Origin of the sequence: Azospirillum endophyticum, from assembly GCF_016595245.1 — a bacterium.
Taxonomy (GTDB): domain Bacteria; phylum Pseudomonadota; class Alphaproteobacteria; order Azospirillales; family Azospirillaceae; genus Azospirillum; species Azospirillum endophyticum.
On the sequence record NZ_JAENHM010000023.1, the window covers coordinates 44,427 to 61,356 of the forward strand.

The following is a 16,930-nucleotide window of genomic DNA, read 5'->3' on the forward strand; positions in this document are numbered from 1 at the left end:
TTCGGGAAATGGCTTGATCAATTTGTGAGTGAACATTCATTCACAAACTGATCTATCGGAGGGAGGGGCGCGTCATGTCCACCGATGTCCGCCACAAGGTCCGGGACGCCGCCATTGCCCTGTTCGCGCAGAAGGGGGTGAAGGCGACGACGGTCCGCGACATCGCCCGGTCCGCCGGGGTGTCGGAGGGTGCGCTCTACCGCCACTGGCCGAGCAAGGAGGAGTTGGCGGCCGATCTGTTCGCGGCGGAATACACGGCCATGTCGCAGAGCCTGCGGGACGCGGCCGGCGCTGGTCCGGCGCCCGAGCGGCTGCGGCGGGTCATCGGCCATGCCTTCCATCTGGCGGAGGCCGCCCCCGACCGCACCCGCTTCCTGCTGCTGTCGCAGCACGAATCGCTGCCGCTGGTGCCCAAGGACCAGGAGACGCCGGTGGACGTGATCTGCGGCATCGTCGCCGACGGCATCGCCGAGGGCAGCATCGTCCCGGCCGATCGGGATGCGCTGTCCCACATCGTCATCGGCGCCATCGTCATGACCGTGCAGTCGCATGTCTACGGACGGCAGACGGCACCGCTCTCCACCCTCGCCGGCCTCATCGCCGACGCGATCCTCACCGGCATCGCGACACCCGCCGACACCTCCAGGACCGGAGCCGGACAATGAGCACTCCCGCCCTTCTCGCCTCCCGGCGCTTCCTGCCGCTGTTCCTGACCCAGTTCCTCGGCGCCTTCGGCGACAACGTCCTGCGCGGCGCCATCGCGGTGCTGGCGGTGTACGGCATGTCCGGGGCCGGCGCCCTGAACGGAGCGATGATCTCGACGCTGGCGGCGGGCGCCTTCACCCTGCCCTTCCTGCTGCTCTCGGCCACCGCCGGCCAGCTCGCCGACCGGTTCGACCGCACGCTGGTCGCCCGCGCCGTCAAGCTGGCGGAGATCGGCCTGATGGCCGTCGCCTCCTGGGGCGTCGTCGCCGCCGACCTGCCCGTCCTGATCATCGCGCTGGTCGGCATGGGTGCCCATTCGACGATGTTCGGGCCGGTCAAATACGGCCTGCTGCCCGACCTGCTCGCCCCGTCCGAGCTGACCGCCGGCAACGGCCTGGTCGAAGCCGGGACCTTCGTCGCCATCCTGCTGGGGACCATCGCCGGCGGCTCGCTGGCCCTGCTCCATCCCTGGGCGGTGCCGGGGATGCTCGGCGCCTCGGCGGTGCTCGGGCTGGCCGCCTCGCTGTTCATCCCGCGGGCCGGCAACGCCGACCCGGCGGTGCGCGTCGGGCTGAACCCGGTGTCGGTGACGGCGCGGGTGCTGCGCTCCGTCGCCGGGGACAAGCCGTCGATGCGGGCAATCCACGGCATCTCGGTGTTCTGGGGCGTCGGCGCCGTGGTGATGGCGCAGTTCCCCTCCATCGCCCGCGAGACGCTGGGCACCGACAGCGGCGGCGCCACCCTGCTGCTGGCGGTGTTCGCCGTCGGCGTGGCTGTCGGTTCGGTTCTCGCCGGCCTCAGCCACCGCACGCCGTCCACCGCCGACGCCGGCCGCGCCGCCCTGGCCGGGCTGGTCGCCGCCCTGGCCGGCGCCGCCCTGCCGCTGCTGACGCCGGCGGTTCCCGCCGCCGAACCGCTGACGCCGCTGGCGCTGCTGGCCGAGCCCTGGGCATTGCCGCTGCTGGCCGACCTCTTCGTCGTCGCGGCGGCCGGCGGCGCCTTCGCCGTGCCGCTCTATGCGCTGATCCAGCACCGGGCGGCGGTGGGAACCCGCGCCCGCGTCATCGCCGCCGCCAACGTGGTCAACGCGCTCTACATGGTGGCCGGCTCGGCCGCGGCCGCCGCGATGCTGGCGCTTGGCCTGTCGCCGCTGGCGGTCGCCGCTTGGGGCGGGGCGAGCATGCTGGTCGCCGTCGTCATGGCGCTCGCCGTCGATGCGCAGGCCCTGATGCGGGCGGTCTTCCGTGCCGTCTTCCGGCTGGCCTTCCGGGTGGAGGTCCGCGGCGCCGAGCATCTGGCCGGTCTCGACGGCGCCGCCGTGGTGACCCCGAACCACCAGTCCTTCCTGGACGGCGCGCTGCTCGCCGCCTTCCTGCCGGGCATGCGCTTCGCGGTCGACACCCACATCGCCAGGCACCCCCTGGTCAGGCCCTTCCTGGCGATCGCCGACCATGTCACCATCGACCCGACCAACCCGCTCGGCACCCGAATCCTCGCCCGCGCGCTCGCCGACGGCGACAAGGTCTGCGTCTTCCCGGAGGGGCGGATCACCGTCACCGGGTCGCTGATGAAGATCAACGGCGGTCCCGGCATGCTGGCCGACAAGGCGCGCTGCCCGGTGGTGCCGGTCTGCATCGAGGGCGCCCAGCGCTCGATCCTGTCGCGCATGCAGGGCCGGCTGCGGCTCGGCCTGTTCCCGCGCATCACCATCACCGTGCTGCCGCCGGTGACGACCCCGGAGGTCGGCGGTCTGGTCGGCAAGAAGCGGCGCGCCGCCCTGAAATCCTGGCTGTCGCGGGTGATGACGGAGAGCGTCTTCGTCGCCCGCCCGCGGCCGGAGACGCTGATGCTGGCCCTGCTCGACGCCCGCCGCAAGGCCGGCGCGCGGGAGGAAGCCGTGCAGGACGGCGACTTCTCCACCCTGTCCTACCGCGCCTTGGCGGCGCGAGCCCTGGTGCTCGGCCGCATCCTGACGCGCGGCACGGAGCGGGACGAGCCGGTGGGGGTGCTGCTGCCGACGGCGTCGCCGACCGCGGCGGTGTTCTTCGGCCTCGCCGCCCATGGCCGGCCGGCCGCCATGCTGAACTTCACCGCCGGCCCGGACGCGGTGAAGGCCGCCTGCCGCGCCGCCGGGGTGCGCCGGATCGTCACCTCCACCCAGTTCGTCGAAAAGGCCCGGCTCGGGACGTTGGTCGAGGCGCTGGCCGCCGACCACGCCATCGTCCGGCTGGAAGACGTCAAGCGCGGGTTGCGGCTGGGCGACAAGCTGCGCGCCCTGGCGGCGCTGGCCATGCCGGAGCGGCTGCTGCCGCCGCAGGGGAGCGGCGACGACATCGCCGCCATCCTCTTCACCTCCGGGTCGGAAGGGCCGCCCAAGGGCGTGGCCCTCAGCCACGGCAATCTGCTGGCCAACATGGCCCAGGTGGCGTCGGTGGTGGATTTCAACCGGCAGGACGTGGTGTTCAACTGCCTGCCCACCTTCCACTCCTTCGGCCTGACGGGCGGCATGCTGCTGCCGATCCTGAACGGGGTGAAGACGGTGCTCTATCCCAACCCGCGCCACGTCCGCCTGATCCCGGAACTGGTCTACCAGACCAACGCCACCGTCCTGTTCGGCACCGACTTCTTCCTGAACGCCTGGGCCCGGTCGGCCGACCCCTACGACTACCGGTCGCTGCGCCTCGTCTTCGCCGGTGCCGAACGGCTCCAGGACGAGACGCGGCGCGTCTACACCGAGCGGCTGCGCGTCCATCTGCTGGAGGGCTACGGCACCACCGAGACCGCGCCGGTGATCGCCGTCAACACCCCCGCCCGCTTCCGCGCCGGCAGCGTCGGCCAGGCGCTGCCCGGCATCGAGACCGAGCTGGTGCCGGTGCCCGGCGTGGACATCGGCGGGCGGCTGCGCGTGCGCGGGCCGAACGTGATGAAGGGCTATCTGCACGCCGACCGGCCCGGGGTGATCCAGCCGCCGGACGAGGGCTGGCACGACACCGGCGACATCGTCGACATCGACGCCGAGGGCTTCATCCGCATCGTCGGCCGGGTCAAGCGCTTCGCCAAGGTCGCCGGCGAGATGATCCCGCTCGGCCTCGTGGAAGAGCTGGCGGGCCTCGCCGATCCGGACGCCGGGCATGCCGCCGTCGCCCTGCCCGACGCCAAGCGCGGCGAGCGGATCGTGCTGGTGACGACCGGCAGCGCGCTGACCCGTGACGCGCTGGTCGCCGCCGCGCGGGCCAAGGGATCGCCCGAGATCGCCATTCCGCGCGACATCCTGCACATCGACGCCGTCCCGCTGCTGGGCACCGGCAAGACCGACTATCCGGCCGTCACGCGCTTCGCCGCCGCGGCCGCCGCCAAGGAGCCCGCATGATGGAGACGACGACCGCGACCACCACCAGCACCGGGGACCGGCGTCCGATCGCCACCCGTTCGGCCCGCTGGGCCCAGAGGCTGGCGGCGTGGCTGACCACGACGCCGGTGACGCCGAACCAGATCTCGCTGCTGTCGGCGGTGTGGGCGGGGATCGGCGGGGCGCTGCTGCTCCAAGGCGGCGTCCTGGCCTGGATCGGCGCCGCGCTCTGCGTCCAGCTGCGCCTCGTGTGCAACCTGCTCGACGGCATGGTCGCGGTGGAGGGCGGCAAGGGCTCACCCGTCGGCGCGCTCTATAACGAGTTCCCCGACCGCGTCGCCGACACCGCCTTCCTGGTGCCGCTGGGCTATGCCGCCGGCCTGCCCTGGCTCGGCTGGGCGGCGGCGCTGGCGGCCATGATGACCGCCTATGTCCGGGTCTCCGGCGGCGCGCTGGGGCTGCCCCAGGATTTCGGCGGCGTGATGGCCAAGCAGCGCCGCATGGCCACCCTCACCGTGGCCCTGCTCGTCCAGGCGGTGGAGCATGCGCTGTGGGGGACGAGGTTCAGCCTGCTGGCGGCGGCCTGGATCATCATGGCCGGCAGCCTGCTCACCGTCGCGACGCGCACGCACGGCATCGCCCGTCGCCTGAACGCCCAACACCTGGAAGCCCATCATCCGGAGACCCGGTCATGATCCCTCTTCTTCAACCGGCGCTGCGCCATGGTCTGCTGGGGCTCACCCGCCTGCTGGTCGGCGCCCGCGCGAGCTGGGAAGGCAGTGCTCCCGCCGACGTCCCGCGCATCTACTTCGCCAACCACACCAGCCATCTCGATACGCTGGCGGTCATGGCGGCCCTGCCGCCGGCGCTGCGGGCGCGGACGCATCCGGTCGCGGCGCTCGACTACTGGGGCGGCTCGGCCCTGCGGCGCCTGGTGGCGGTGGGCTGCCTCAACGCCCTGCTGGTCGACCGGACCGGAAAGGCGACGGCGGAGGTGATGGACGCCATGGCGGCAGTGCTCGAAAGCGGCCAGTCGCTGATCCTCTTCCCCGAGGGCACGCGCGGCGACGGTACCGTGGCTCCGTTCAAGAGCGGCCTCTATCATTTGGCCCAGCGGGTCCCGGCCGCCGAACTGGTGCCCGTCTCCATCGAGAATCTGCACCGCGTGATGCCGAAGGGCATGCCGCTGCTGGTGCCGCTGATCTGCACCATGCGCTTCGGCGCCCCGCTGGACGTGGTCGAGGACGAGGACAAGGCGGCGTTCCTGGAGCGGGCCCGCGACGCGCTGGTATCGCTGTCCCGACCCCAAACCCAATCCGGCACCCAGCCCGATTCCCAATCCGATTCCAAATCCACTGGCCAACGGACCGCCCGATGAGCAGCGTGATGACCACAGTGACGAATTTCTTCACCACCACCGACCCGCTGTTCCTCTGGCTGTCGGGCGGTGCCCTGGGCCTGCTGGTCGTCGCCACCCTGATCGGGGCCGTCCTCGCCTACCGGGTGCGGACGCCGGCCGGGCGCGACACCGTGCGTAACTTGAACGCCCGCATCCGGTCCTGGTGGGTGATGGTGGCGCTGTTCGCCGCGGCGATGCTGCTGGGCAGCGTCGTGACGCTGGTGCTGTTCGCCCTGCTGTCCTATCTGGCGCTGCGCGAGTTCATCACCCTGACGCCGACCCGGCGCGGCGACCATGCCGGGCTGTTCCTGTCCTTCTTCGTGGTCGTGCCGCTGCAATACTGGCTGGTCGGGACCGGCTGGTACGGGCTGTTCTCGATCTTCATCCCGGTCTACGTCTTCATGGCGCTGCCCTCGCTGTCGGTGCTGGGTGCCGACACCACCGATTTCCTCACCCGCACCGCCAAGGCGCAGTGGGGGGTGATGCTGGCGGTCTACTGCACCAGCCATGCGCCGGCGCTGCTGTGGCTCGACATTCCCGGCTACAGCCTGCCCGGCGCCCTGCTGCTGCTCTACCTGATGACGGTGGCGCAGCTGAGCGACGTATTCCAGTACGTGTTCGGCAAGCTGTGGGGCAAGACCCGGCTGTCGCCCGGCATCAGCCCGTCCAAGACGGTGGAGGGGCTGGTCGGCGGTGGGCTGTCCGCCATCGCCATCGGCACCGGCCTGCACGTCATCACGCCCTTCTCGCCGCTCCAGGCGGCGGGCATGTCGCTGGTCATCGTGACGGCCGGCTTCTTCGGCGGCTTCGTGCTGTCGGCGATGAAGCGCGACCTTGGGGTCAAGGACTGGGGCACCATGATCGAGGGGCATGGCGGTGTCCTCGACCGCCTCGACTCCGTCGTGTTCTCGGCACCGCTGTTCTTCCACCTCACGCGCTACTGGTTCACCTGACCGGGTCTTCTTGTCGTCTCAAGAACCGCCGGCTTCGGGGCGGGATGCCGCCTCAAGCCACGGGCTTGCCGGCGGCTCCCGTTCCCGCATCGCACCCGGCTTCGCAAGCCATAGCGACGACCGCGTCGTCGAGCTGCTCCTCGAAGCGTTCGATGCGGCCGTCACGCACCCGCAGCCGATGGTGGGTCACCGTCTCGACCCGCCTGCCGGTCTTCCGGTAGGTGGCGCCGACCAGGTTCCTCACCCGGACATCGTCGCCTTCGACCGTCATGTCCAGCAGGTCGTGCCGGTCGATGCTCCAATCCTGCGTCAGTCCGTCGAAGTAGCGCCGGACGCCGTCCACCCCGTGGAAGGTGCCGGAAAATGAGGCGAAAACCGGCGATTCCCGGTTGGACACCCATTCGACGTCGGGAGACAGGTGATCGAACACCGCCTGGACCTCGCCGACGCCATAACGGTCGTAGAGGGTCCGTAGCCACGTCAGATCCTTTTGCGTCATGACGTTCTCCCTCTCTTGCTTGGAAAAGATGACTCGCGGAGGTGGTCGGGGGCGGATCCTACGCCCGCTCACCTGCGGGACGGCAAAGGCAGGCGTCGTGCCCCGAAGGACGTCGTTGCTTCTCCGTCCGTGTGCCGGCGGCTATCGGATGCGGCACGGATCCGGCGGCCGAACTTCGCTGGAGTATCGTGCCATTTACGACCGTTTCCCCATGCGCCGACCACCGGTATGAGGCAAGGCGACCGCCGATGTGCCTTTGACGGGAACCGCTGCCCGCCGGACGGGTTGATCCAAGCATGAACGTGGCGTCACCGGCTGGCGGCGACGTCGCGAACGAGGCGAGAGAAGGACCGACACCATGCTCAAGATTTTCGGCTGGGCCATCCTGATCATCTTCATCATCGGCCTTCTGGTCGTCACCGGCATCCTGAAGCTGATTTTCTGACCCCTTCCGATCGGTGTGCCCGCCCGCTTATCCCTCCGCCAGTACCGACTTGAGGCGCAGGTGGGTGCGGCAACCGGCAGCCTTCCGGCGGATCAGGTCATCGCAGGTCCGGATGTCGTCGATCAGGCCGCTCGCCATGCCGGCGGAAACCACGCCCGCCCGGACAGCATCGGACTGCGGGGTAGCCAAGCCGCGCTGCGGGGCCATACCCCGGCCTTGAATACTCGGGCGGTGTTGCGCAGGGTATGATTGCGGCCCTGCTCCCGGCCCTTCTCCCAGTGGCCAACTCTTCCGGTCTGTCGCCCGGCATCGACCGCCCTGTGCGACCGGCCGGTCGATGCCGGGCGGGCGCGCCACGTCGGCTTTCATGGTGTCGGCATCCCATCTATGCTGTTCGTCTGGGGCAACCATAAACTGTTCAAGAAAAGCACCTTCATAAATGCTCTCAAGACTGAATCGGCGATATGAATTTAGCCATATTACCAAAGAGAAGGCCTTGAGAAAACTTAAGCACAGGCAGAGATCTTAACCTATGATAATGAAAGTATAGAGTCTAACAAGACATTCTGTCGCTTCGTTCACCTCAACGCGGTGCGCGCGGCGGAAACAGAGTCTTTATGCTGCAAACTGTGCTGAACACCGTCAAGCCCAGCGGCATATGTTGGCAGCTCCTGATTGACGTGGGCTCGTTTCGGGAACGGCCCGCAGGGTTTGTGATCGAGACGAGCAAAGGACGACCGTGACGCCTGCAACCAGACCGGAACCGTGGCCACAGACCATGGCGGGCACGCTCGACCTCGACGCCTGCGCGCGCGAGCCGATCCATTTCCCCGGCAGCATCCAGCCGCACGGCCACCTTCTGGCGATGGAAGCGGACAGCCTGCGTCTCGTCTGTGCCAGTGCGGAAGCCGGAGTGGTGCTGAACCGCTCTCCGGTCGACGCCTTCGGTCTGCCGGTCGACCAGTTGATCGACGCCGGTGCCCTGCCCTCGCTGCTGCGCGGCCTGCGCGCCGCTCCGGCCGAACCGGTGCAGCTCGACATCCTTCATCTGCGCAGCGGCGGCGATTATCAGGCGATCGTACACCGCACCGGCGATTTGGTGATCCTGGAGCTGGAGGAACTGCCCGCCACCGGTGCCGGCACGTTGGAAGCACTGTATCCGCAGATGCGCGAGGGCATCCGGCGCATGCAGGCCGCCCATGATTTCGACGCCCTGCTGGCCTGCACCGCGGAAGAGGTGCGGGCGTTGACCGGGTTCGACCGCGTGCTGGTCTATCGCTTCGACGAACAGTGGAACGGCACCGTCATCGCCGAGGACGGCAATGGCCGCCTGCCCTCCTACCGGGGATTGCGTTTTCCAGCCTCCGACGTCCCGCAACAGGCCCGGCGGCTCTATGCGTTGAATCGTCTGCGGCTGATCGCCGACGCGCGCTACCAGCCGGTCCCCCTCCTGTCCGATGGACGGGATGCGCAGGCTCTGGATCTCAGTTTTTCCGTGTTGCGCAGCGTATCGCCGGTCCATCTGGAATATATGCGGAACATGGGCACGCCCGCCTCCATGTCGATCTCGGTGATGGATGGCGACAGGCTCTGGGGCCTGATCTCCTGCCACCATGCCGAGCCGCGGCAGGTCTCCTTCGCCGTGCGCACCGCCTGCGACCTGCTGGGACAGGTGCTGTCCAGCCAGATGATCGCGCTGGAGCGGGCGCTGGACGCCGACCACCGCATCCGTTCCAAGAGCATCCAGGCCCGGCTGCTCGCCCATATGGCCGCAGCGGAGCATTTCATCGACGGGCTGCTGGAGGACCGCGAGGATCTGCTGGGGCTGGTCAATGCCGACGGCGCCGCGATCCTGTTCGACGGCGACTGCCGGCTGATCGGCCGCACCCCGCCGCAGGAGATCATCGAAGCCATCGCCGCCGAACTGGCCGGCCAGGGCATCAAGGACCTGTTCGCCAGTCACCGTCTTCCGGTCGAGATGCCCGCCGCCGCCGGAATGGAAAGGACTGCCAGCGGCCTGCTGGCGATCTCGATCTCCCAGCTGCACCCCAGCTATCTGTTGTGGTTCCGGCCCGAGATCGTGCAGTCGATCGACTGGGCCGGCGATCCCAAGAAACCGCGCGACGCCAGCGGCCAGCTCTCTCCGCGCAGTTCCTTCGAGGCCTGGAAGGAGACGGTGATCGGCCAGTCCCTGCCCTGGCGCCACGGCGAGGTCGAGGCGGCCGGCGACTTCCGCAACGCGATCGTCGGGATCGTGCTGCGCAAGGCGGAGGAGATGGCCGCCCTCAACGATGAGCTTCGCCGCAGCAACGGCGAGCTTGCCGCCTTCTCCTATTCGGTCTCGCACGACCTGCGGGCCCCCTTCCGCCACGTCACCAGCTATGCCGAGCTTCTGCGGTCCCGCGCCGCCGACAAGCTGAACGACCGGGAGCGCCATTACCTGGACAGCATCATCGAGGCCGCGAGTTCGGCCGGCCGGCTGGTCGATGGATTGCTGCACTTCTCGCAGCTGGGCCGTACCGCTTTGGCACGCGTCGATGTCGATGTCGGCCAGCTGGTGGAGGAGGTGCGCCACCTGCTGGAGCCGGATCTGCGGGACCGCGACATCCGCTGGACCCTGCATCCGCTGCCCAGCGTCAACGGCGATCCGACCATGCTGCGGCTGGTGGTGCAGAATCTGCTGTCCAACGCCATCAAATACACGCGTGACCGCGCCCGATCCGAGATCGAGGTCGGGTGCCGGACCACGGCCGACGCGCATGAGTTCTTCGTGCGCGACAATGGTCGTGGATTCGATATGGCCTATGCCGGCAAGCTCTTCGGTGTCTTCCATCGCCTGCACCGCGAGGAAGAGTTCGAGGGAATCGGCATCGGCCTCGCCAATGTCCGCCGCATCGTGGAGCGCCACGGCGGGCGGGTCTGGGCGGAAGGCAGGCTGGATCAAGGCGCCACCTTCCATTTCTCCCTGCCGCGGTCCTCAGCCGCCGAATCGAGGTAGCCCCATGGCCGCGCTGAAACCGATCCTGCTGGTCGAGGACAATCCGAAGGACCTGGAACTGACGCTGGAGGCCTTCGCCGAGGCGCAGCTCGCCAACGACATCGTCGTCGCCCGCGACGGGGCGGAGGCACTGTCCTACCTGTTTCGCGAGGACGGGCAGGCGGTTTCCAAGCCGTCCGATCCGAAATATCCGGCCGTCATCATCCTCGACATCAAGCTGCCGAAGGTGGATGGGATCGAGGTGCTGCAGCGGATCAAGGCCAATGACAGCACCCGGGCGATTCCCGTCGTCATGCTGACCTCCTCCAAGGAGGAGCAGGATCTCGTCCGCAGCTATCGGCTCGGGGTGAATGCCTTCGTGGTCAAGCCGGTCGGGTTCAAGGAGTTCTTCGACGCGATCCGCGACATCGGAAGTTTCTGGGCGATCCTGAACGAGCCGCCGCCCGGCTGCCATCCCCGCAGGCCGCGCGGCAACTGATGGCCCAATTGTTGGACTCCTCCGTCGGCCGTCCCGCCGATTCCCCCTTTGCCGAAGACCCCTCGGCTTTGGGGTCGCCGATCCCGTGCCGCGTCCTGCTGCTGGAGGATAGCGGCATCGACGCCGATCTGGTGCGCGAACATCTACGGATGATCGACGGCCACGACTTCGAGGTTCAGCGGGTCGAGACGCGGCAGGCCTTCATCGACGCTGTCGGCAACGGGGGGCCCTTCGATCTGATCCTGTCAGACTTCGACCTGCCCGATTTCGACGGGATGTCGGCGCTGGCGATCGCGCGCGACCGGCTTCCCCGGGTCCCCTTCATCTTCGTGTCCGGCATGCTGGGCGAGGAGAACGCCATCGAGGCGCTGAAGAAGGGTGCCACCGACTATGTCGTGAAGCTGCGGATGGAGCGCCTGCAGGTCGTGGTCCGCCGTGCCCTGGTGGAGGCCCGCGACCGCAACGAGCTGGCCGACAAGCGCAAGGCATTGGCCGAAAGCGAGGCGCGCCTGCGCTTCGCGCTGGAGGCGGGACGGCTCGGCTCCTGGGAGTTGACGCTGTCGACCAATCGGCTGCACGTCTCGTCGATCTGCGCCGCCAACCTGGGTCTTTCCGATCCGGCGGAGATCTCGACTTATGACCGGCTGCTGGAGCGCGTCCATCCCGGCGACCGCGAGCATCAGCAGGCGATGGTTCGTCAGGCGGTGACCAGCGGCTTGCCGCTCGACATGGAATACCGCACGATCTGGCCCGACGGCAGCCTCCACTGGATCCAGGTGCGCGGCCGCGCCATCTACGACAAGAATGGCAAGCCGACCGGGCTCGCTGGCGTTTCGCTCAACATCACCGACCGCAAGAAGGCCGAGGAGCGGCAGCTTCTGCTGTTGGAGGAGTTGAACCATCGGGTCAAGAATACGCTGGCGATGGTGCAGTCGATCGCCAAGCAAACCCTGCGCACCGCGCCGTCGGTCGAGGATTTCCCCGACGCCTTCCAGTCCCGGCTGCGCGCCCTGGCCCAGGCCCACGACCTGCTGACCCGCCGCCATTGGCAGGGCGCGTCGCTGAGCGAGATCGCCGCCCTGACCCTGGAGCCCCATGTCCATGCCGGCCGCGTTCGGGTCGCCGGTCCGCCGGTCAACCTGACCACCGGCGTCGCGGTGTCGCTGCATCTCGCCTTTCATGAGCTTGCCACCAACGCCGCGAAATACGGTGCCCTGTCGGCGGAAAACGGCCGCATCGATCTGGAGTGGGAAATCGCGCCGGTATCGATTCCAGTCGCGCGGGATGCCGGCAGCCAAGCCGGAACCGGACACGCCTCCTCTGGGTCGACCGATGCGCTGGTGCTGAGGTGGCGCGAGAGCGGCGGGCCGCCGGTGGTGCCGCCGACGCGGCGTGGGTTCGGCTCCCGCCTGATCGAGCGTGGTCTTGCGCATGAGTTGGAGGGCGATGTCGTCCTTGCTTTCGATTCAGCCGGCGTAAGATGCCGGCTGGTAATTCCCCTGTCGTCGCGAGTGAGCCCGCAGTGACCGACGCGAACCTGTCCGAACTGACCGTCCTGATCGTCGAGGACGAGCCGCTGATCGCCATGAGCCTGGAGGATGCCCTGCTCGACCAGGGCGTGACTTGTCTCGGCCCGGCCGGTTCCGTATCCACGGCATTGCAAATGATCGAGGCCGGCGGCTTCGACATCGCACTGCTCGACGTCAACCTGCGCGGCGAGCGGGTGGACGCGGTGGCCGACCGGCTGGCCGCTGCCGGCATCCCCTTCATCTTCACCACCGGCCATGGCGCGGAGGGGCTGCCCGAGGCCCACCGGGCTCGGCCGGTGATCGGTAAGCCGTTCCGCGACCTCGACATCACCCAAGCTCTCGCCCGCCACCGGCCGCGCTGAGCCTGTCTGTCCGGCGGTCCGGAGGCGGATGCGCCCGAGCGCCGGTTCGCGACACCGCTTCCTCCTGTGTCGGAATGCCGGAATTCGCTGCCAACGGGGCCGGCGGAGCCCCGCTTGGCATGCGCAGCAGCCCTTTTCCCTTCCGACGCGACAACGTGCCGCGGCTGACTATCAGCCGCTTTGACAAAGGCGACGCTACTTGTATACTAGTATGCACTTAGGCGGCGCGCCCTGTGTCGCCCCGATAAGAAGACGGCCGCTGTGTCATGCCCGACAGCAATGGGGCGCGGCGGCGACGGGATGAAATTCGAAGGAGTGTCGGCCATGAACATCAAGTCCCGGATCGACCGCATCCCCGGCGGGATGATGATCGTCCCCCTGTTTCTCGGCGCGTGCCTGAACACGCTTGCTCCCAACACAGGCAAATTCTTCGGATCCTTCACCAACGGGCTCATCACCGGCACGCTGCCGATCCTGTCGGTGTGGTTCTTCTGCATCGGCGCGAGCATCAGCCTCAAGGCCACGCCGCTGGTCCTGCGCAAGAGCGGCGTGCTGGTGTCGGTCAAGATCCTCACCGCCGCGATGGCGGGCGTCATCGCCTCCTGGTTCATTCCGGCGGAGGGCATCACCTCCGGCTTCTTCTCCGGCCTGTCGGTCCTGGCAATCATCGCCGTGATGAACGACACCAACGGCGGCATGTACATGGCCCTGATGCAGCAGTACGGCACCAAGGAGGAAGCCGGCGCCTTCTGCCTGATGTGCCTGGAATCGGGGCCCTTCATGACCATGGTCACGCTGGGCATCGCCGGCCTTGCGGCCTTTCCCTGGCAGACGATGGTCGGTGCCCTGCTGCCTTTCATCATCGGCTTCGTCCTCGGCAACCTGGACAAGGATCTGCGGGCTTTCTTCACCCAGGGCGTGTCCGTGATGGTGCCATTCTTCGCCTTCGCGCTGGGCAATAACCTGAACTTCTCGACGATCCTCAACACCGGCCTGCTCGGCATCGTGCTCGGGCTGACGGTGATCGCCGTCACCGGCTTCATGCTGGTTCTGGCCGACATCCTGCTGGCGAAGGGCAACGGCACGGCCGGCATCGGTGCGGCGTCGACCGCCGGCGCCGCGGTGACGGTGCCGCCGATCATCGCCGCGATCGAGCCGTCCTTCGCGCCGGTCGCCCCGTCGGCGACAGCGCTGATCGCCACCAGCGTGGTGGTCACGGCCTTGCTGACGCCGCCGCTGACGGCGTGGTGGGCGCGGCGCTTCGGCGTGCTGTCGCCGCGCTACATGGCTGCCGAGGCGGCCAAGCTCTCCCGCCCGGTGGGCATCGCCCCGGCCGAGTGAGCGAGCTTCAGGAAAACTTCGGATCGAGGCCGCCGGCGGTTACCCCGCCAGCGGCCTTTTCACCTATCACTTATTGCTTCTGGGCCGGCTCGGCGCCGTGGCTGTGACCGGCAGCCCCCATCCCCGCCATATGGCCTTCGGCCTGGGGAGCGCTCTGTCCGGCCGCCTCGACGGCGATCTCCACGTCGACGGTGCCGGCCTTCTCGAAGCGCAGGGTCATCGGGATGCGGGCGCCCTTTTCCAGCGGGTGCTTGAGGCCGAGCAGCATGATGTGCAGCCCGCCCGGCGCCAGCTTCACCTCCTGGCCCGGAGCGATGGCGATGGGCGGAACCTCGCGCATCTTCATCACGCCGTTCTCGTTCAGATGGGTGTGCAGTTCCGCTTTCTCCGCGACCGGCGTGGAGGCCGAGACCAGATGGTCTTCCGTGGCCCCGGTGTTGGTCAGCGACAGATAGGCTCCGCCATTCGGTGCCGACGGCGCGGTGGCGCGGGCCCAGGGGTGGCCGATCTCGATCGGGCCGGCCTTGTAGCTGTGAGCCAGGACGGGGCCGGCACCGAACAGGGCAAGTGCGGCGGCGATGCCGAGGATGCGCTTCATCAAATCTTCTCCTGGAATGCGGATGTGAACGGCTGAGGGGGCCGCCACGGCGGCGGATGCCGCTGGGCAGCGATCGGAATTTCCGGTTTCGGATTGCACGCCCGGAACCACACGCCGGATGTGCCGGGCCAGACTTGGTGGTCTGGACGGCGATCGGGCATGACGATGCTCGGTGGCGCGATATCGGTATCGGTGACTTGACGGCCGGGGATCAGGCGAGTGACGGAGGAGCGCGGGCCCGGAGGGTCGACAGGAACCAACCGGTCGCGATCCGCTCGGCCGGCAACAGGCGGGTGTCGCGGACCGCAGCAAAGGCCGGGCCGACCGCCAGGAGGGGCGGCGGCAAGGCCAAGCCGGCCACCAGCGGGCAGAGGGGGCAATGTCCGGTACCGGGATGCGAGGACTCCGGCGACTTGGCTTCGCCATCTCCGTCGAGCACGACCCCGAATTCGGCGATGCCGTAATCGGCGGCATCGGCCTGGATCGTGGTCAGGCCGCCGGAGGAGCAGATCAGCAGCGCCGCCGTCTCTCCGGTCCCGACGGTCCCCGTGACCGGCGTCATCCAGCCCCAGGCGATGACCTGCAGCAACAGCGCGGCCATCCCGGCCACGAGGCCGAGTCTCCGTACCCGCCGCACTGTCGACCGACCGAAGGCCATCCGGCTCCGCCATCCCTGCAAGATGCCGGGCGAACCCGGCAGCGGGGCAAGATACCGCAGCCCGCTTGACGGGACGAGCGGCAAATGGACCCACAAGCCGGGAAGGGTCGGCCCGCAGAGTCAGGCCCGCAAAGTCAGGCCAGCAGGCGGAAGGCCGGCTCCGGCCGGGACAGCAGGTCGCGGCGCAGCGCCTCGACGGTGCCGTCGTCGCGGGCGGCGCGGGGAACGGTCACCGGAACCTCCGCCACCACCCGTCCAGGTGAGGGCGCCAGAAGAAGCAGACGGTCGGCAAGCGCCAAGGCCTCGCGCAGATTATGCGTGACCAGCAGCACGGTGGCCGGCCGCCGGTCCAGGAGCTGCGTCAGCAGCGTGCGCAGCCTGAGCGCCGTCGGTTCGTCCAGCGAGACGAAGGGCTCGTCCATCAGCAGCAGATCCGGCTCCACCACGAAGGCCCGGGCCAGCGCCACCCGCCGCGCCATACCCAGCGACAGCTGGGTCGGGAAGCGGTCGGCGAAGGCCGTCAGTTCCAGCGCATCCAGCATGGCACCGACCGCCGGCCCCCGGCGCAGCGGGCGTGGCAGGGCCAGGGCCAGATTCTGCCGCACGCTGCGCCAAGGCAGCAGGCGGGGCTCCTGGAACACATAGCCCAGCTTGGCCGCTCCGCCATCCGGCCGCGGGCCGATCTCCACCATGCCGTCGAAGGCGCGGTCCAGCCCGGCGACGATGCCGAGCGCCGTCGTCTTGCCGCAGCCGCTGGGACCGACCAGCGCCACGACCTCCCCCGCCGCGGCGGACAGGGCCAGGCCGCGCACGGCCTCCACCGCGCCGAAGCGCTTGGAGCGGATCTCAAGCCTCAGCGGGCATCCGCCGCCACCGCTGGCAATGCCGCTCGACAGGCTGGAGGACGCCGTATTCCAGAAGCTGGACCACGGCCACAAACGCGATGGTGTAAGCCAGGATTCCTGCGACATCGAAGGTCTGGAAAAGGAGGTTGATCTGGAATCCGACACCATCGCTGCGGCCCAGCAGTTCGACCACCAGCACGATCTTCCAGATCAGCGCCAGGCCGGACCGCGCAGCCGCGGCGATGGTGGGGGTGAGTTGCGGCAGCAGCACATGGCGAAGCCGGTCCGCGGGCGACAGGCGGTAGACGCGGGCCATGTCGACCAGCCCTTCGTCGATGGCGCGAGCACCCGCCCGCACCAGAACCACGGTGTTGGGGATCTTGTTGACCGCGACGGCGCCGATGGCCGCCGCCTCGGTCAGTCCGAACCAGACATAGGCAAGCACGATGACCACCAGGGCCGGCAGGTTCAGGAAGAAGACCAGCCAAGGTCCGAACAGCCGGTCCACGAAAGGCGAGCGTCCCATCGGCAGGCCGAGCCCGACCCCGATCGACATGGCGAGCGCGAAGGCCGCCAGCACCCGCAGCAGCGTGACGCCCATGTGATGGAACAGCGCTCCGCTCTCCGCCTCGCGCAGCAGGGCTTGGGCCACCACCAGCGGTCCCGGCAGCAGCCGCCCGCCGATCGTCAGCGTCGCCCCCTGCCACAGCGCCAGCAGCAGCAGGATCGACGCCAGAGGCATCAGGGCGGGAATCAGGGCGCGGCGCACCC

At 68.8% G+C, this 16,930-nt stretch carries 17 protein-coding genes; 11 read left to right on the top strand and 6 right to left on the bottom strand.

Annotated elements, in window-relative coordinates; all coding sequences use genetic code 11:
• Nucleotides 1-74: 74 nt before the first annotated feature.
• From JHL17_RS06445 to JHL17_RS06465, 5 genes are read left to right on the top strand one after another with little or no spacing between them, the layout of a single operon-like run.
• Entirely contained in the window at nt 75-665 is a 591-nt protein-coding gene (locus JHL17_RS06445) for a TetR/AcrR family transcriptional regulator (RefSeq protein ID WP_200191233.1), read from the top strand.
• Nucleotides 662-4,075 (top strand): acyl-[ACP]--phospholipid O-acyltransferase, encoded by a 3,414-nt coding sequence (locus JHL17_RS06450; protein WP_200191235.1) that lies wholly within the window; start codon nt 662-664, stop codon nt 4,073-4,075. The genes JHL17_RS06445 and JHL17_RS06450 overlap by 4 nt, the downstream gene beginning before the upstream one ends.
• The gene (locus JHL17_RS06455; protein ID WP_200191237.1) at nt 4,072-4,749 is read left to right on the top strand and encodes a CDP-alcohol phosphatidyltransferase family protein; all 678 of its coding nucleotides are present in this window, start codon (nt 4,072-4,074) and stop codon (nt 4,747-4,749) included. The genes JHL17_RS06450 and JHL17_RS06455 overlap by 4 nt, the downstream gene beginning before the upstream one ends.
• The gene (locus JHL17_RS06460) at nt 4,746-5,432 is read left to right on the top strand and encodes a lysophospholipid acyltransferase family protein (RefSeq protein ID WP_200191239.1); all 687 of its coding nucleotides are present in this window, start codon (nt 4,746-4,748) and stop codon (nt 5,430-5,432) included. The genes JHL17_RS06455 and JHL17_RS06460 overlap by 4 nt, the downstream gene beginning before the upstream one ends.
• A complete protein-coding gene (locus JHL17_RS06465) occupies nt 5,429-6,406 on the top strand; it encodes a phosphatidate cytidylyltransferase (RefSeq protein WP_247893356.1) in 978 nt (325 codons plus the stop codon). The genes JHL17_RS06460 and JHL17_RS06465 overlap by 4 nt, the downstream gene beginning before the upstream one ends.
• Nucleotides 6,407-6,458: 52 nt before the next feature.
• On the opposite strand, the gene JHL17_RS06470 is transcribed toward JHL17_RS06465, so the two are convergent.
• Entirely contained in the window at nt 6,459-6,905 is a 447-nt protein-coding gene (locus tag JHL17_RS06470; protein ID WP_200191241.1) for a nuclear transport factor 2 family protein, read from the bottom strand.
• 358 nt (nt 6,906-7,263) lie between these two features.
• On the opposite strand from JHL17_RS06470, the gene JHL17_RS38090 reads away from it, so the two are divergent.
• Nucleotides 7,264-7,350: a small membrane protein YohP gene (locus tag JHL17_RS38090; protein WP_486598858.1), complete on the top strand. Its 87-nt coding sequence runs from the start codon at nt 7,264-7,266 to the stop codon at nt 7,348-7,350.
• A gap of 27 nt (nt 7,351-7,377) precedes the next feature.
• Here the strand turns inward: JHL17_RS38090 and JHL17_RS06475 are convergent, their stop codons facing one another.
• The gene (locus JHL17_RS06475) at nt 7,378-7,539 is read right to left on the bottom strand and encodes a hypothetical protein (RefSeq protein ID WP_200191243.1); all 162 of its coding nucleotides are present in this window, start codon (nt 7,537-7,539) and stop codon (nt 7,378-7,380) included.
• Nucleotides 7,540-8,128: 589 nt separating this feature from the next.
• Here JHL17_RS06475 and JHL17_RS06480 point away from each other — a divergent pair.
• The 5 genes from JHL17_RS06480 (at nt 8,129) to kdgT (ending at nt 14,058) form a co-directional block, all read left to right on the top strand.
• Entirely contained in the window at nt 8,129-10,348 is a 2,220-nt protein-coding gene (locus JHL17_RS06480) for an ATP-binding protein (RefSeq protein ID WP_200191245.1), read from the top strand.
• A 4-nt stretch (nt 10,349-10,352) separates the two neighbouring features.
• Nucleotides 10,353-10,826, top strand: a complete 474-nt coding sequence (locus JHL17_RS06485) for a response regulator (RefSeq protein ID WP_200191247.1) — start codon at nt 10,353-10,355, stop codon at nt 10,824-10,826.
• Entirely contained in the window at nt 10,826-12,352 is a 1,527-nt protein-coding gene (locus tag JHL17_RS06490) for a sensor histidine kinase (RefSeq protein ID WP_200191249.1), read from the top strand. Before JHL17_RS06485 ends, JHL17_RS06490 begins: the two co-directional genes overlap by 1 nt.
• Entirely contained in the window at nt 12,349-12,717 is a 369-nt protein-coding gene (locus tag JHL17_RS06495; RefSeq protein WP_200191251.1) for a response regulator, read from the top strand. The genes JHL17_RS06490 and JHL17_RS06495 overlap by 4 nt, the downstream gene beginning before the upstream one ends.
• 324 nt (nt 12,718-13,041) lie before the next feature.
• Nucleotides 13,042-14,058, top strand: coding sequence for a 2-keto-3-deoxygluconate transporter (kdgT, locus tag JHL17_RS06500; protein ID WP_200191253.1), 1,017 nt, complete (start codon nt 13,042-13,044; stop codon nt 14,056-14,058).
• A gap of 70 nt (nt 14,059-14,128) precedes the next feature.
• Here the strand turns inward: kdgT and JHL17_RS06505 are convergent, their stop codons facing one another.
• The 4 genes from JHL17_RS06505 to JHL17_RS06520 form a co-directional block, all read right to left on the bottom strand.
• Nucleotides 14,129-14,656: a copper chaperone PCu(A)C gene (locus JHL17_RS06505; protein ID WP_200191255.1), complete on the bottom strand. Its 528-nt coding sequence runs from the start codon at nt 14,654-14,656 to the stop codon at nt 14,129-14,131.
• A 211-nt stretch (nt 14,657-14,867) separates the two neighbouring features.
• Nucleotides 14,868-15,257, bottom strand: coding sequence for a DUF2946 family protein (locus tag JHL17_RS06510; RefSeq protein ID WP_247893366.1), 390 nt, complete (start codon nt 15,255-15,257; stop codon nt 14,868-14,870).
• A 191-nt stretch (nt 15,258-15,448) separates the two neighbouring features.
• Nucleotides 15,449-16,126 (bottom strand): ABC transporter ATP-binding protein, encoded by a 678-nt coding sequence (locus JHL17_RS06515; protein ID WP_345773761.1) that lies wholly within the window; start codon nt 16,124-16,126, stop codon nt 15,449-15,451.
• 34 nt (nt 16,127-16,160) lie between these two features.
• Complete coding sequence (locus JHL17_RS06520; RefSeq protein WP_345773762.1) at nt 16,161-16,928, bottom strand: ABC transporter permease; 768 nt, start codon at nt 16,926-16,928, stop codon at nt 16,161-16,163.
• Nucleotides 16,929-16,930 lie beyond the last annotated feature (2 nt).